14 protein-coding genes are annotated in these 15747 nt (G+C 65.1%); 4 read left to right on the top strand and 10 right to left on the bottom strand.

The window, feature by feature from the left end; translation table 11 throughout:
- Positions 1-108: 108 nt before the first annotated feature.
- A complete protein-coding gene (locus tag FRZ44_RS02150; RefSeq protein ID WP_151175625.1) occupies positions 109-1809 on the bottom strand; it encodes a glycosyltransferase family 39 protein in 1701 nt (566 codons plus the stop codon).
- 273 nt (positions 1810-2082) lie between these two features.
- Positions 2083-2760: a glutathione S-transferase family protein gene (locus tag FRZ44_RS02155; RefSeq protein WP_151175626.1), complete on the bottom strand. Its 678-nt coding sequence runs from the start codon at positions 2758-2760 to the stop codon at positions 2083-2085.
- Between the two features lie 171 nt (positions 2761-2931).
- On the opposite strand from FRZ44_RS02155, the gene FRZ44_RS02160 reads away from it, so the two are divergent.
- Positions 2932-4413 (top strand): leucyl aminopeptidase family protein, encoded by a 1482-nt coding sequence (locus FRZ44_RS02160; protein WP_151175627.1) that lies wholly within the window; start codon positions 2932-2934, stop codon positions 4411-4413.
- 28 nt (positions 4414-4441) lie between these two features.
- Entirely contained in the window at positions 4442-4819 is a 378-nt protein-coding gene (locus FRZ44_RS02165) for a MarR family transcriptional regulator (RefSeq protein WP_151175628.1), read from the top strand.
- Positions 4820-4849: 30 nt separating this feature from the next.
- Here FRZ44_RS02165 and FRZ44_RS02170 read toward each other — a convergent pair whose 3' ends face one another.
- The 3 genes from FRZ44_RS02170 to FRZ44_RS02180 form a co-directional block, all read right to left on the bottom strand.
- A complete protein-coding gene (locus FRZ44_RS02170) occupies positions 4850-5602 on the bottom strand; it encodes a hypothetical protein (protein WP_151175629.1) in 753 nt (250 codons plus the stop codon).
- Positions 5603-5624: 22 nt separating this feature from the next.
- Positions 5625-6044 carry a hypothetical protein gene (locus tag FRZ44_RS02175; RefSeq protein ID WP_151175630.1) on the bottom strand — a complete coding sequence of 140 codons (420 nt, stop codon included), beginning with the start codon at positions 6042-6044 and terminating at the stop codon, positions 5625-5627.
- A 259-nt stretch (positions 6045-6303) separates the two neighbouring features.
- Positions 6304-7233: a DMT family transporter gene (locus FRZ44_RS02180; RefSeq protein WP_191908373.1), complete on the bottom strand. Its 930-nt coding sequence runs from the start codon at positions 7231-7233 to the stop codon at positions 6304-6306.
- Between the two features lie 127 nt (positions 7234-7360).
- Between FRZ44_RS02180 and FRZ44_RS02185 the strand changes: the two genes are divergently transcribed.
- A complete protein-coding gene (locus tag FRZ44_RS02185; protein WP_151175632.1) occupies positions 7361-7897 on the top strand; it encodes an Lrp/AsnC family transcriptional regulator in 537 nt (178 codons plus the stop codon).
- On the opposite strand, the gene FRZ44_RS02190 is transcribed toward FRZ44_RS02185, so the two are convergent.
- The 5 genes from FRZ44_RS02190 to FRZ44_RS02210 all read right to left on the bottom strand — a co-directional run bounded on the left by FRZ44_RS02190 (position 7894) and on the right by FRZ44_RS02210 (position 14897).
- The gene (locus FRZ44_RS02190; protein ID WP_151175633.1) at positions 7894-8832 is read right to left on the bottom strand and encodes a 2-hydroxyacid dehydrogenase; all 939 of its coding nucleotides are present in this window, start codon (positions 8830-8832) and stop codon (positions 7894-7896) included. The genes FRZ44_RS02185 and FRZ44_RS02190 overlap by 4 nt on opposite strands.
- A 193-nt stretch (positions 8833-9025) precedes the next feature.
- Positions 9026-10684 (bottom strand): ABC transporter ATP-binding protein, encoded by a 1659-nt coding sequence (locus FRZ44_RS02195; RefSeq protein WP_151175634.1) that lies wholly within the window; start codon positions 10682-10684, stop codon positions 9026-9028.
- On the bottom strand, positions 10681-11748 hold the full coding sequence (locus FRZ44_RS02200) for an ABC transporter permease (RefSeq protein ID WP_151175635.1): 1068 nt from the start codon (positions 11746-11748) through the stop codon (positions 10681-10683). Before FRZ44_RS02200 ends, FRZ44_RS02195 begins: the two co-directional genes overlap by 4 nt.
- 26 nt (positions 11749-11774) lie before the next feature.
- The gene (locus FRZ44_RS02205; RefSeq protein ID WP_151175636.1) at positions 11775-12869 is read right to left on the bottom strand and encodes a microcin C ABC transporter permease YejB; all 1095 of its coding nucleotides are present in this window, start codon (positions 12867-12869) and stop codon (positions 11775-11777) included.
- Positions 12870-12887: 18 nt separating this feature from the next.
- Positions 12888-14897 carry an extracellular solute-binding protein gene (locus FRZ44_RS02210; protein ID WP_151175637.1) on the bottom strand — a complete coding sequence of 670 codons (2010 nt, stop codon included), beginning with the start codon at positions 14895-14897 and terminating at the stop codon, positions 12888-12890.
- Positions 14898-14951: 54 nt separating this feature from the next.
- Here FRZ44_RS02210 and FRZ44_RS02215 point away from each other — a divergent pair, with 54 nt between their 5' ends.
- Positions 14952-15713 carry an HAD family hydrolase gene (locus FRZ44_RS02215; RefSeq protein WP_151175638.1) on the top strand — a complete coding sequence of 254 codons (762 nt, stop codon included), beginning with the start codon at positions 14952-14954 and terminating at the stop codon, positions 15711-15713.
- Positions 15714-15747 lie beyond the last annotated feature (34 nt).

Genomic DNA, 15747 nt, shown 5'->3' on the forward strand with positions numbered 1-15747 from the left:
CCCCTCCCCCGGAACGGGGGAGGGCGAGGGAGGGGGCTGCGCGGTACCGACATCGCGTCGTCCCCCTTCCCGACCTTCCCAGAAGTGGGGGAAGGGATCAGAGCCAACCTAAAACCGCTGCGCCAGCACCGCGCCGTTCGACGACACCACATCGTCGGCGGGCCAGAACGCGGCCCAATTGTCGCCGGCGGCCCCCAGCATGAGCGGGCGCAGCGGCAGGCGCAGCACCCCGCCCTGGAAATAGGAAAGCACCACCCCGTCTGGATTCTGCGCCGCCCATCCCAAGGCGGCGCCGGCGCTGGCGAACACCGTCACCGGCTGGTCGAGCCGCCCCAGGAAGTCATACTCGCCGCGATAGCGCCCGAGCAGCGCCACCTTCCGGCCCGACTGCTGCAGCTCGTGGATCTTCGCCGCCAGCGGCGAGATGTCGAAGAAGGGCCGCAGGGACTGGGCGAACTCGATATTGAAGCTGACCACCACCAGCGTCGGCAGCAGCGCCAGCTGCATCATGCGGGCGATGAGGGCGCGCGGCGCCGCCTGGCCCACCAGATAGGCGCCGCCGAGCAGCACCAGGCCTGAGATCAGGCTGGTGCCGCCGAGCCAGATCGGCAGACCCGACGGGCTGACGAACTGGCGCCAGACGGCATCGAGATGGGCGACCGGCACGATATTGAGCAGGAAGAAGAGCAGGCCCGCCAGCAGCACCGGGAGGGTGGGCAGGGCCGCGTGATAATCCGTCGGCTTGTTGGCCTGGACCGTCAGCAGCCGCGCCGCGACCAGGGCCAGCGGCGCCAGTGCCGGCACCAGCCCATAGCTGGATCGGCCCTCGGTCAGGACGCTCGCGATCAGGGCCACCGCTGTCGCGAGGAGCGTCAGGCGCAAGCCATCGTCGATCGGCATGCGGGTCTGGTTGCGCATCGCGCGCCAGATCGGCTTCCACCAGGCCCAGGGATGGAGCAGGCCCGGTGCCAGCAGCAGCAGCCAGTAGAGCGGCCGCTCGGGGGCCGGTTGCGGCGCGCCCGGATAGCGCGAAGGGTCGGCCGTCAGCGCGGCGATCGGATCCTGCAGGTTGCCCAGCCAGGGCGCCAGCAGCAGGCTCGCCAGTACCAGGGCGCCCAGCGCGCCTACGAGCCATTGGAGCAGGCGCGGCCGTCGTTGCCCGCGGTCGAGCCAGGGCAGCACCAGCAGCATCGGCAGGATATGGATCATCCCGCCGCCGCCGCGCGCCAGGCCCGCCAGTCCCAGCGCCAGGCCAAAGACCGTCCAGCCGAAGATCGGCCGGCGATCGAGCACCAGCCCGAGGCCGGCCACGGCGCCCAGCAGGAAGGCGGCGAGGGCGAGGTCGGGCAGGGTCAGCGCCAGGGCGCCGGCGAAGCCGCCGAAGCCGACCAGGATGATGGGGGCGGTCGCCAAGGTCTGCGGCCGGCGCGGCCAGAGCAGCCGGGCGACTGGTCCGGCCGTCAGGATCGTGCCCAGCGCGAAAAGCGGCCCGACCAGCCGGGCCCAGAGCTCGCTGGTCCCGAACAGCCACCAGCCGGCCTGGATCAGCCAGGCGAGCAGCGGCGGGTTATAGGCGAAGGCGCCGACCAGATCGGCATTGCCGCCCGACCATTGCCACCAGGCTTGCGCCAGCACCAGGCTGTCGAGGCTGGCGAGCGGCGGCCGGGCGGCGAGCGTGCTGCCCACCAGCACCACCCAGATCGCGGTCGGACCGATCGCCGTGGGCAGGAACTTGACCGACAGATGGAGCGGCCAGCGCCTGGTCGGCGCAGGGGCGCCCGGCCGGTCCGGTGTCGGCGCGGCCTTCATGGCTTCGTCTTACCCCTTCCCTCCTTAACCCCTCCCCCTTTGAGGGGGAGGTTAGGGTGGGGGGTGATCGAAGAACTCGATGATGAAAGCCCCTTGCCGCCCGCAAACAGGGTCCACATCGAGGCCGTGGCCACCCCCCACCCCAGCCTCCCCCTCAAGGGGGGAGGGGATGAAAGCGAACCAAGGAGCTTTCTCCTTAACACGCTCAACCGGACCGCAGTGGTGTGTTCCGGGAGGGCTGGCGCGACATCGGCATGATTGACGGATGTCCCATCACGTCTGCCGGAACACCGGATAGGTCAGCTCCCAGGGCTCCTGCTTCGAAGCCTCGGCCCATTCGCGCATCGCCGGCAGATTGTTGACGGCTTCGATATAGGCGGTCGTGGCCGGATCGAGCTTGGCGCCATAGGTGATGAAACGCGTTGTCACGGGCGCATACATCGCGTCGGCGACGGTGAAGCCGCCATAGAGGAAATCGCCCTTGCCGTTGGCGCCGGCCTTGCCGAAGCGTTCGCGCGCCTCGCGCCACAATCCGATCACGCGCTCGATCTCGGCGGTGCAGTGGGACTGGCGATTGCGCTCCGGCCAGCGGCCCCGGATATCCATCGGCATGTTGCGCCGGAGCTCGGCGAAGCCGCCATGCATCTCGGTGGCGACGGCACGCGCATGGGCCCGCGCGACGGGATCGCTGGGCCAGAGATGGGCCTGCGGGCGAATCTCGGCCACATATTCGCAGATCGCGAGCGACTCCCAGATCTTCACCGCCCCATGCTCCAGAAACGGCACCTTGCCGGAGCCCGAGAAGGCCCGGATCTGCTTCTGGGTGTCGGGCCGGTCGAGCGGTACCAGCACCTCGCGGAAGCTCAAGCCCGCCTGCTTCATCGCCAGCCAGGGCCGCAGCGACCAGGAGGAATAGTTCTTGTTGCCGATATAGAGCGTCATGTCGGTCATGAGGGGATTCCGGCGGGTCAAAAGGGGCCCCAGTAAGCCCGAGCCCCTCGGGCGAGGCAAGGCGCGGCCGGTCGCCTCCTCCCTCAGCCCCTCTTTTCAGCCCGGTTGGGGCAGGCCATGCTGGCGACTCGCTGCCGATCCAGCCCTTTCCGTCATCCCCTCGAGGAGATCATGGCCGAGATTTCTGCGCTCACCGACCGCGCCGCCGGCAAGACTGCCATCATCCATCCCGTCGCCCGGTCGCAATATCGCAACTGGCTCAAGGGTCAGAATGCCAGCCTGCGCAACTGGATCGCGGCCACCGACTTCAAGGCGGAGCCGGCACGCCATCTGCTGCTGCCGGCGCGCGATGGTGGCATCGGTTCCGTGCTGCTGATTCTCGAGGACGGTCTCGATCTCTGGTCCTGGGGCGCGCTGCCGCAGAGCATTCCCGAAGGACGCTATCGCATAGACGCGCCGCTGACGCCGCTCCAGGCCAGCGCCGCCGCCTTCGCTTGGGCGCTCGGCGCCTATTCCTTCGACCGCTACCGCAAGCCCAAGCGCGAGCCGGCCAGGCTGGTCTGGCCGAAGAACGCCAACCGCGCCAAGGTCGAGACCATGGCCGCCGCCGTCCATTGGGTGCGCGACATGATCAACACGCCGGCCGATGACATGGGCCCGGCGGAGCTCGCGGCCGAGGCCGAGAGGCTGGCCAAGGCCAACGATGCCAGCTTCAAGGTGATCGTCGGCGATGCGCTGCTGAAGGCGGACTATCCTTCCGTGCATGCGGTCGGCCGCGCCTCCTCGCGCCCGCCGCGCCTGATCGACATCAAATGGGGCACGAAGGGCCCGAAGATCGCGCTGGTGGGCAAGGGCGTGTGCTTCGATTCCGGCGGTCTCGATCTCAAGCCCGCCGCAGGCATGCTGCAGATGAAGAAGGACATGGGCGGGGCCGCCCATGTGCTGGGCCTGGCGCGCATGATCATGGAGACCAAACTGCCGGTGCGCCTGCGCGTGCTGGTGCCGGCCGTCGAGAACGCGGTCTCGGGCAATGCCTTCCATCCGCTCGACATCCTCAAGACCCGCAAAGGCATCTCGGTCGAGGTCGGCAATACCGACGCCGAGGGCCGGCTGATCCTTTCCGATGCGCTGACCGAGGCCGATCGCGACGACCCGGCCCTGATCGTGGATTTCGCGACCCTCACCGGGGCGGCGCGCGTGGCGCTGGGGCCGGAGCTGCCGGCGCTGTTCTCGAATCACGACGCGACCGCGGAGTCGCTGCTCAAGCTCGCGATCGAGAATCAGGAGCCGTTCTGGCGCCTGCCGCTGCACAAACCCTATCGGCGCATGCTCGACAGCAAGATCGCCGACATCAACAATGTCGGCGACGGCGGCTTCGCCGGCGCCATCACGGCGGCGCTGTTCCTGAACGAGTTCGTGCGGCCGACCACGCCCTGGGTGCATTTCGACATCATGGCGGCCAATGCCCGCGGCCGGCCGGGCCGGCCCGAGGGCGCCGATGCCATGGGCCTGCGCGCGGTCTATGCGCATATCGCGAACCTCGCCACGGCGAACGGCGGTGACGCCGCAGAAGAGCCTGTCGCACCGGCGCCGGTAAAGAAGGCCGCGGCCGCGAAACGCCGGGCGCCGGCGCGCCGCCGCGCCCGGCGCTGACGAAGGCGGGAAGAGGCGGGGAGAGACGATGGCGCTGGGGCGCAACGAGGCCTTGGCCTTGTGGCGCCGCCTGTTGCTGGCGGGGATGGGATCGCCGACGGGCGAGCTGACCCAGCGCCAGTTGGCGCTGCTGGTCACGCTCTATACGGCGGAGGGACCGCACACGGTGCGGGGATTGGCGGCGGGTCTCGCCATGTCGAAGCCCGCCGTCTGCCGTGCGCTCGACCGGCTCGACCGGCTGGGCTTCGCCCGGCGCAAGGAGGACGAGGCCGACCGGCGCAATGTGCTGGTGCAGCGCACGGTCAAGGGCGCCGTCTTCATGAGCGATCTGGGCGACGCGATCGAGCGCACGCTGGAGACGCCGGGGGCGGACGCAGTCGAGGGACAGGCACCGCTCAAGCGCTGACGGCGAACACTCGCCTGCGGCCGATGCCCGTCAGTTCGGGGAAGCCGCAGCGCACCAGGGTTGTTTGCGGACGTCTTCACGCATCGACAATTCCTCGGGCGTCATCTCGGCAAGATCCTTTGGATCGATCGCGTCGCGATCCCACCAATGGCTGCAATAGGCATAGCAGACGCCGTCAAGTCGACCTTCGGACCACCAGAACACGTCACTGTAGTTCCTGAATGATGGGCGTCCGTTGGGGCCGTTTCGCCGATAGCAAAAGTCATTCTCGTCGACCATGGTCACGCCGTTTTCGATTCGCCATCCGGTTTTGCTTCGGTGAAGCTCGATCGTGCTGCAGCCAGCTGTGCCGCAATAGGGACCGATGGCAATGAAAACCATCATCTCATCGATACCGTCGCCATCGAGATCGACATAAGCCCAGAAAAGCTCATGGCTCAGGAAATCGGCCAGGGCTTCGTCGGTATCTTTCGCCCAGCCGTATTTAACTGTCTGGTCGAGATGATCTTGGAGAAGATCGAAGTTGTACGGAGGACTCTCGTCCAGCGCTCGCATCCATCGTTCAATGACAGGCCAAGCCCCATCGGGCGGGGCGCCATTTTGGAAATGGATTGGCACTTCGTCGTTGGCCGATGCTGGCGCGCCGCTCCAAAGGAGCACATTGATCGTCATCGCCGCGATCAAGCAGAAAATGGCGGGGTTCCACACGAAGAACGTGCTGGCCACTCGAGGTTCAGGTTTAATGGAAATGCAAAAGGGCATCAACGCGACAGTGGGGAACATCGGTCCAAGCTCCATAGCTCGGTCAATGTCCGTGAGGCCGCAAGTAAGGAACGTCGGCGAACTCGCGCAAACGCGTTTCGATATGCTTGAATACATCCACAAGTTTGGCCGGAAAATCGCTCTCTTTACTGACCCAGCCTTGCTTCGCCAGAAAATCTAAATAGCTTCTTGCAGCAGTCGGCCCCTCTCGGTGCATTGCCGCAGCCAGACCATCCTCGGTCACGACAAACGCATCCTTGATCCCATGAATCGTCTGCCCGACCTGGTCGAGCACGCCGTTGGTCTGCGCGTGCCGGCGGTTCGCCAGAAGATACTCCTTCAAGGCGATCTCCTGCTTTAACGGGCTGAACAAAAACGCGTTGTCATCTGTGACGCCGGACTTCTCTGTCCAGTTCCCGTTGCTGTCGAGCCACCCGATGTCCTTGAGCGCGATGGGCGTCAATTGATATGCCCCGAGACATTGCCATTGCGTGCGAGATATCCGCCGCTGCCGCACGATTCCTCGTTTCCCACTCTCTCTCGAAAGGACGCAGTGATTGGCCAATTCAGACGAAAGCGAGAGTCGGGTACGGTCTTGAGTTCACCTGCTTCCGTGTCGATCGGATCTGGCATCAACTTCCTCGCTGATTGAGTCGTAAGTTATTATATAATAGCAATCTATAAGTGCAAAGAACAAAAGACGAACACCGTGGAGAGAATGCCTAGCGCCCACGCTGGATCGCGCCGCTGGCAAGCGCCACACCGAAGCCGACGATGAGGATGGCGGCGAGACTGAGAAGGCTCGGGATCTCACCGAGGAGCGGCACGCCGAACAGGGCCGCGAGGCCCGGCGCCAAAGCGGCGAAGGCCGCGGCGTTCGAGGCGCCGAGCCGACGCACGGCGGCGCCATAGCAGACGAGCGCCAGCAATCCGGAGAGGAGGCCCTGCACGACACCCTGGAGCAGGATATCGTGCAGCGGCGCGTCGAGCAGCCGGCTGGTGCCGGAGAAGAACAGCACCGGCAGCAGCAGGAGGATCGAGCCGGTATTGACGATCGCGGCCGACTGCCAGGCATTGATGCCGGACCGGCGGAAGGCCAGCGTGTAGCAGGCCCACATCGAGGCAGCGCCAAGCAGCAACGGATAGCCGCGCCACGCTCCTTCATGACCGATCCCGCCGATCGCGACCGCGACGGCGCCGGCGAAGATCAGCGCGAAGCCCAGGAGCCGCAGGGCGCCGATGCGCTCGCGCAGGAAGAGAGAGCCGAAGAGCGCGACGAAGAGCGGCATGGTGCCCGGCAGCAGCGCCCCGATGTCCGCCGCGGGCGCCAGCGCCATGCCGGTCGAGCAGACCAGGAAGAAGGGCGCGCCGGAGCCCGCGATCATCACGAGGCTGCGACGCGCACCGGCCTGCTTGAGGGCCGGGCGGATGCGCCAGAGCACCGGCAGCAACACCAGGCTCGGCACGCTGTAGCGCAACAGCGCCACATCGACCGGTGCCAGGCCGGTCGTCACGCCCTTGCGGGTCAGCGCGATCCAGGCGCCCCAGATGGTGACGGTCGCGAGGGCCGCCGCCATGCCGACCCATCGCGATCTGTCGACAGCGGCGAAGGCGTCGAGGGGTGGCTTGGCGGTTGTTGCGGATGAGGGCATGGGTGTTCCTCCACTCCAGGGAACGCGATCCTGCCGCCGAGGGGCAGGACGAATCCCTGCGAATTGGCCCATGCAAAGGCCGTTCTATGGCATAATCCGCCTATAAAGACGCCCAGCGAGGTGATTCTTGCCAAGCTCGGACTTGGATGTGATCGACCGCCATATCCTGGAGGCGCTGCAGGCCGACGGCCGGCTCTCCGTCGTCGAGCTCGCGGACAAAGTCGGGCTCTCGCCCTCGCCCTGCCTGCGCCGTGTGAAGCGGCTCGAGGCCGAGGGCCATATCGCGGGCTACCGCGCCTCGCTCTCACGCGAACGGATCGGGCTCGGTCTCACGGTGTTCGTGGGCGTGAAGGTCGATGGCCATCGCGACGAGAACGCCACCGCCCTGCAGCTGGCGATCAAGGCGATGCCCGAGGTGGTGTCGGCGCATCTGGTGTCGGGCGAGGCGGATTTCCTGCTCGAGGTGGTGGTGCCCGACCTCAAGCATTACGAGGAATTTCTGGTCGGCCGCCTGCTAAGTCTGCCGATGATCAAGGATATCCGCTCGAACTTCGCGATCCGCACGGTGAAGCTCGACGCGGCGCTGCCGCTGGGCCATCTGGCCCCGCCGGCGTCCGCGCGCAAAGAAGCGCGCAAGCCCGTGAAGCCTGTGCGCCGGCGCTAATAGCCCTTCTTCAGATCGACCGTATTGGGAATGGGCAGCCCCGCCTTGTGCCGGCGGATGCCGTCGAACACGACCGGGATCGCCGTCTCGGGCTGGGTCAGGCTCGCCACATGCGGCGTGACCGTGATCTTCGGATGGACCCAGAAGGGATTGTCAGCGGGCAGCGGCTCCTGGTGGAACACGTCCAGCGTCGCATGCGCGATGTGGCCGGAATCGAGGGCCGCGATCAGGTCGGCATCGACCAGATGGCCGCCGCGCGCGGCGTTGATCAGGCAGGCGCCCCGGGGCAGCTGAGCCAGGAGCTTCGCGTTGAGAATACCGCGCGTCTCCGCCGTCAGCGGCAGCAGGCAGACCAGGATCTCGGTGCGGGCGAGGAAAGCCTTGAGCCCGTCCTCGCCATGATAGCTGGTCACGCCGGGCAGCGATTTGGGCCGGCGGCTCCAGCCGGCGACATCGAAATCGAGCGCCACCAGCTTCGCGGCGGCATCGGCGCCGAGCACGCCCAGCCCCATGATGCCGATCTTGCGGTTGCGCGCGAGCGGGAACAGCTTCTGGCGCCAGACGCGATCCTTCTGCTGCTGGTCGAGCACATGCTGGCCGCGATGATGGCGCAGCGTGTGGAGCAGCACATATTCGGTCATGCCCGAGGTCAGGCCCGGATCGACCAGCCGCACGATCGGGATGTGATAGGGCAGGGTCTTGTCGGCGAGGAGCTTGTCGACGCCGGCTCCCAGATTGAAGATCACCTTCAGGTTCGGATAGCGCTGCATGTCGCCCGGCTCCGGCAGCCAGACCAGCGCGTATTCGATGTCCTCGACCCGTCCCACATCCGGCCAGAAGCGCAGATCGATGTTGGGATCCGCCGCCGTCAGCGGCTTGCGCCAGGCCTCGAACTCGCCGGCATCGTCCTGGGGGCTGTTGAAGAGAATCGCCATGCTGGTTCCTTGACGTCGGGTGTCGTGAATGGTGGTGGTGAGTTGGCGCGAAAACACCCCGCGGCCCCCTCCCTAACCCTCCCCCTTAAAGGAGGAGGGGATTATTTTCGCTCGCGCCTTCCTTGTTCCCTCCCCCGTTGAGGGGGAGGGCTAGGGAGGGGGCAGACTCGATATCAGAAATACTAACCGGCCGTCACTCCCTCACCACCCCCGCCTGCGCCGTCTCGAGCTCGAAAGCCGCCGCCATCAGCGCCTTGGTGTAGCTCTCGCGCGGGTTCCCGAGGACCTGGTCGGCGGCGCCATGCTCGACCACCTTGCCGTCCTTCAGCACCATGATCTCGTCGGCCAGCGCGCGGATCACGCGCAGATCGTGGCTGATGAAGAGATAGGCGAGCTTGTGCCGGCGCTGCAGCTCGGCCAGGAGATCGACGATCTGCGCCTGCACCGACATGTCGAGCGCCGAGGTCGGCTCGTCCAGCACGACCAGGCGCGGCTTCAGCACCATGGCGCGCGCGATGGCGACACGCTGGCGCTGGCCGCCGGAGAACTCATGCGGATAGCGGAAGCGGCTCTCCGGATCGAGCCCGACCTCCTGCAGCGCCTCGACGATGCGGGCATCGGCTTCGGCCTCGGTCTTGGCGAGGCCATGGACGGTCAGCCCTTCGGCCACGATCTCGCCCACCGAAAGGCGAGGCGAAAGCGAGCCATAGGGATCCTGGAACACGACCTGCATCTCCTGGCGCAGCGGCCGCAGATTGCCGCCGGAGACTTTGTCGATGCGCCTGCCCTCGAACTCGATCGCACCCTCGCTCGAGATCAGGCGCAACAAGGCCAATCCCAGTGTCGTCTTGCCCGAACCGCTTTCGCCGACCACGCCGACGGTGCGGCCCTCGTGGAGCTTGAGGCTCACCCCGTCGATCGCCTTGATGTGGTCGACGGTGCGGCGCAGCAGCCCCTGCTTGATCGGAAACCAGACCTTCACGTCCGTGCCGGTCATCAGCGGCGTGCCCTGGGCCGGCTGGATCGCGGGCTTGCGCTTAGGCTCGGCCGCCAGCAGCTTGCGAGTGTATTCGTGCTGCGGCGCCTTGAAGACGGTCGCGACCGGGCCCTGCTCGACGATATGGCCCTTTGTCATGATGGCGACGTCGTCCGCGACCTTGCGCACGATGCTGAGGTCGTGGGTGATGAGCAGCAGCCCCATGCCGAGCTTGGTCTGCAGCTCCTTCAGCAGCTTCAGGATCTGGGCCTGGATCGTGACATCGAGCGCCGTGGTCGGCTCGTCGGCGATCAGGAGATCGGGATCGTTGGCGAGCGCCATGGCGATCATCACGCGCTGGCGCTGGCCGCCGGAGAGCTCATGCGGATAGGCGTTCAGGCGCTTCTCGGGATTGGGCAGCTGCACAAGGCGTAGCAGCTCCAGCGTGCGCGCCCGGGCGGCTCCCTTGGAAAGCCCCTTATGGATCAGCAGAACCTCGTTGACCTGCTTCTCGATGGTGTGGAGCGGATTGAGCGAGGTCATCGGCTCCTGGAAGATCATCGAGATCTGGTCGCCGCGCAGGCCTCGCATCGTTGATTCCGGCGCACCGATCAGTTCCTGGCCCTTGAACAGGACGCTGCCGGAGGGATGGTGCGCGGCCGGATAGGGCAGGAGGCGCATGATCGAGAGCGCTGTCACCGATTTGCCCGACCCGCTCTCGCCGACCAGCGCCAGGGTGCGGCCGCGCTCGATGGTGAAGCTGATATGGTCGACAGCCTTCACCAGCCGCGGGCCTGCGCCGAAATAGGTCGAGAGATCCTTGACCTGCAGCAGCGGACCTTGGGGCGCCGTCGGCGTCACCAGCTTGGCGCTCATGCGACCGCTTTCCGGGGATCGAAGGCATCGCGCACGGCCTCGCCGATGAAGACGAGCAGCGTCAGCAGCAGGGCGATGACGAAGAAGCCGGTGAAGCCCAGCCAGGGTGCCTGGAGGTTGGCCTTGCCTTGATTGAGGAGCTCGCCGAGCGATGCGGACCCCGGCGGCAGGCCGAAACCCAGGAAGTCGAGCGAGGTCAGGATCGTCACCGAACCGCCCAGCGTGAAGGGCAGGAAGGTCAGCATCGCCACCATGGCGTTGGGCAGCAGATGGCGGAACATAATGGTCCAGTCTCGCACGCCGAGCGCGCGGGCGGCCCGCACATACTCGAAATTCCGCGCACGCAGGAATTCCGCGCGGACAACGCCGACGGGCCAAGTCCAGCTGAAGAGGAGAAGCAGCCCGAGCAACCACCAGAAATTCGGCGTGATGACACTCGCCAGGATGATCAGCATGTAGAGGGTGGGCAGGCCGCTCCAGATCTCGATCACGCGCTGGAAAGTGATGTCGAGCAGGCCGCCGAAGTAACCCTGCATGGCGCCGGCGATGACGCCGATGATCGTGCTGAAGAAGGTCAAGATCAGGCCGAAAGCGACCGAGATGCGGAAACCGTAGATGACGCGGGCCGTCACATCGCGGGCCTGATCGTCGGTACCGAGCCACTGCTCGCGCGACGGCGGTGTCGGCGCCGGCTCCGGCAGGTCGTAGATCACGGTGTCGTAGGCGTAAGGGATCAATGGCCAGACCGCCCAGCCTTTGTCCGAGATCAGCTTCTTGACGAACGGATCGGTGTAGACCGTGTTGGTCTCGAACACGCCGCCATAGGCCGTTTCCGGATAGTCGGCAAAGACCGGGAAAAACAGATGCCCGTCGTGGAAGACGACGATCGGACGGTCATTCGCGATCAGTTCCGCACTGAGACTGATGCCGAAGAGAACCAGAAAGATCCATAGCGACCAGAATCCCCGTTTGTTGGCGCGGAAGTTGCGCAGACGCCGACGGGTCAGCGGTGTGATCCGAAAACCGAGAAAACGGTCTGCATAGGCGCGCGCGAGCGCCGCCATGGGGGGTGCGGATCCTTCGGCAACGCTCATACGCGGCGGCTTTCGAAATCGATGCGCGGATCGACCAGGGTATAGGTGATGTCGCCCACCAGATTCATCACCAGGCCCAACAAGGTGAAGAAATAGGTGGTGGCGAACACGATCGGATAATCCCGGTTGATGATGGCTTCATAACCAAGCTGTCCCAACCCATCGAGCGAGAAAATGATCTCGATCAGCAGGGACGAGGTGAACAGGATGCCGATGAAGGCCGCCGGAAACCCGGCGATTACGATCAGCATCGCATTGCGGAACACATGCCCGTAGAGCACGCGCCGCTCGGTCAGGCCCTTGGCCCGCGCGGTGATCACATATTGCTGGTTGATCTGCTCCAGGAAGGAGTTCTTGGTCAGCATGGTCAGGCTGGCGAAGCTTCCGACCAGAAGGGCGGCGAGGGGCAAGGCCAGGTGCCAGAAATAGTCGACAATTCGTTGCGGCCAGGACAGATCGCTCCAGTTGTCGGAGACCAGGCCGCGTAGCGGGAACCACTGGAAGTAACTCCCGCCGGCAAACAGCACGATCAGCAGGATCGCGAACAAGAAGGAAGGGATCGCGTTGCCCGTGATGACGACGATGCTGGTCCAGATATCGAAGCGCGATCCGTCCCGCACGGCCTTCTTGATGCCGAGCGGGATGGAAATCAGATAGACGAACAGGGTGGTCCAGATGCCGAGCGAGATCGAGACCGGAAATTTCTCTATGACGAGATCGACGACCGGCCGCCCCTTGAAGAAGCTCTCGCCGAAATCGAACCGGACATAATGCCTCATCATGTCGATGAAGCGCTCGAGCGGTGGCTTGTCGAAGCCGTAGAGCTTCTCGATCTCCTTGATGAATTCGGGGTCGAGGCCGCGCGCGCCGCGATAGTGGCTGGTTTCGCCGGCGACCTGGCCCCCGCCCACCGTCTCGCCGCCGCTGCTGGTGATGCGTTCGGTTGCGGAAATGCCACGGCCCTCGAGCTCGGCGATTGTCTGCTCGACCGGCCCCCCCGGCGCCACTTGAACGATGGCGAAGTTGATGACCATGATGCCGAACAATGTCGGAATGATCAGAAGCAGCCGGCGGATGATGTAAGCGAACATGGTTCCGTTCGGCCCCGTTTAGCTCGACTGTTTGCTGGCGAGCGCCGCGGCCTTCACGGGATCGACCCACCAGGTATCCAGGCCCAGATCATATTTGGGCGAGATCGCCGGTCGCGAGAACTTGTTCCAATAGACGACCCGATAGCTTCGGAGATGCCAGCTGGGGATGACATAAAAGCCCCATAGCAGGACTCGGTCGAGCGCGCGGGTGCGCTGAATCAGGCTTTCGCGATCGGGGGCGGAGATCACGGAGTCCGCCAGCTCATCGACGACCGGGTCCTTGATCCCGATCACGTTCTGGCTGCCGGGCTGGTCGGCTGCGGCCGAGCCCCAATATTCGGTCTGCTCGTTGCCGGGCGAGCGCGACTGGCCGAAGCTACCGATGATCATGTCGAAGTCGAAATTGTCCAGGCGGTTCTGGTACTCGGCGATGCCGACGGTGCGGAGACTGGCGAAGATGCCCAAGCGCCTCAGATTGCGCAGGAACGGCAGGACGATGCGCTCGAACATCGGATCGTAGAGCAGGAATTCGAACTGGAAGGGTTCGCCAGTCTCCTGCTTTACCAGCCTCTTGTCCTTGATCACCCAGCCGGCGGACTGGAGCAGAGCACGCGCCTTCAAGAGATTGTCGCGGACATTGCCCGTGCCGTCGGTTTTGGGCGGCTCATAGGTTGAGGTGAAGACCTCGTCCGGGACCTTGCCGCGATATTTCTCGAGGATCTTGAGTTCGTCGCCCTGCGGCAGACCCGAAGAAGCCAGCTCCGTATTCGAGAAATAGCTGGCAGTGCGAGTATATTGCCCGAAGAACAGCGCCTTGTTGGACCATTCGAAGTCGAATCCGTAGCCCAGCGCCTGGCGTACGCGGCGATCTTGGAAAATCGGCCGGCGGATATTGAAGGCGAAGCACTGCATGCCGGTGGGATCCTCGTTCGGGATCTGCTCCTTCACCATCCGGCCGTCGGCGATTTGCGGAATGTTGTAGCCGATGGCCCAGATTTTCGCGGAGCGTTCCTGCCGGAAATCGAAGTCGCCGGCCTTGAGGCCTTCGAGCGCAACCGCTTCGTCCTTGTAATAGATGTAGCGCACCGAATCCCAATTGTTGGTCCCGACATTCACCGGCAGGTCCCGTCCCCAATAGTCCAGGACGCGGCTGGTCACGACATAGCGCCCCGGCTCGAAATTGGTCACCCGATAGGCGCCGCTGCCCACCGGCAGATCCAGCGACGGTTTCTCGAAGTCGCGGGGTTCCCAATAGGCTTTGCAGAGCACGGGCAACTGGCCGACGATCAGCGGCAGCTCGCGGTTGTCGCCGGGGACGAAGCTGAATCGGACCTCGGCATCGCCCGTCTTCTCGACCTTGGCGATGCTGCGATAATAGAAGCGATAGAGAGGCTTCCCCTTGGTTTTGAGCGTCTCGAAACTGAAGACGACGTCCTCGGGCGTGACGGGCGTGCCATCCCACCAGCGCGCAGCGGGATTGAGCGTGAAGCTGACCCAGGACCGGTCGTCGGGCGTCTCGATGAATTGCGCCAGCAGTCCGTATTGGGTGAATGCCTCGTCATTGCTTTGGATGGTGAGTGTTTCATACGCGCCGCCGCTGCCGGCGGCGGGGGACCCGCGAACGATGAAAGGGTTGAAGCTTTCGAAGGTCGTGCTGTTGGCCACGCTCATTCGCAGCTGGCCGCCCTTGGGCGCGTCGGGGTTCACATAGTCAAAATGCTTGAAGTCCGATCCGTATTTGGGCTCGCCATGCATGGCCAGCGCATGGGCCTTGCCGTTGGTGCCCTCGGCCCGGGCCGAGGGGCCCAGCGCCGCCCAGGATGCGGCGGCGGCCGCACCTGCGAGGAACTGGCGCCGGTTCGGCCAAAAGGTGGGGAGACGGGGCAGAAGGAAGCGGTCGGACACGCGAACTCCAAGGCGGCGGAAGGACGTGGATTTTAAGGGTTTTTTCCGATAGCGCCAGATCGAAACGCGGTTCTTGCATGGCTGACACGAGTTGCGGGGTTTCTGGCCTCCCGGTAAGGTCACGCCCGCTGTTCCCGCCGCCCGCTTCCTCCCCGCCTTTCAGGAGATTGCCGCCTCATGGGCCGCCCGCTTCGCGCCATCACCTTCGATCTGTGGGACACCATCGTCCATGACGATTCCGACGAGCCCAAGCGCAAGGCGCAGGGGCTGAAGTCGAAGAAGGAGGAGCGCCGCCATCTCCTGTGGGACGCGCTCAACCGGCAGCAGCCGATCGAATGGGAGCGCGTGAAGCTCGCCTATGACGTGGCCGACGCCGCCTTCAACAAGGTCTGGCATGACCAGCATGTCACCTGGCCGATCGGCGAGCGGCTGCAGGTGGCGCTCAAGGGTCTGGGCCGGACCCTGCCCGAGACCGAATTTGCGAAGGTCGTGACGGCGCACGAGGAGATGGAGGTCATGATCCGTCCCGACCTCATTCCCGGCATCCGCGAAGCGCTCGAGGGGCTGCATGGCCGCTACAAGACCTGCATCGTTTCCGACGCGATCGTCTCGCCCGGCCGCTGCCTGCGCCGGCTGCTCGAGAGCTACGACCTCGCGCGTTTCTTCGACGGTTTTGCCTTCTCCGACGAGGTCGGCTATTCGAAGCCGCACCGTTCCATGTTCGAAGCGGCCGCCCGGCAGATGGGCGTCGGTCTGGAAGAGATCGTCCATATCGGCGACCGCGACCATAACGACGTCAAGGGTCCGCAGGCGCTCGGCATGAAGGCGATCCTCTTCACCGCCACGCGCCCCGCCGACAAGGACCGCACCAGCGCCGACGCGATCTGCGAGCGCCATGCCGATCTCGTCGCGGTCGTGGATCGGCTGGCGAAGGGGTAGAAGAAACAGACGCGAGCTTTTGCTCAGTGAATCA

It is taken from the genome of Hypericibacter terrae (assembly GCF_008728855.1).
Classification (GTDB): domain Bacteria; phylum Pseudomonadota; class Alphaproteobacteria; order Dongiales; family Dongiaceae; genus Hypericibacter; species Hypericibacter terrae.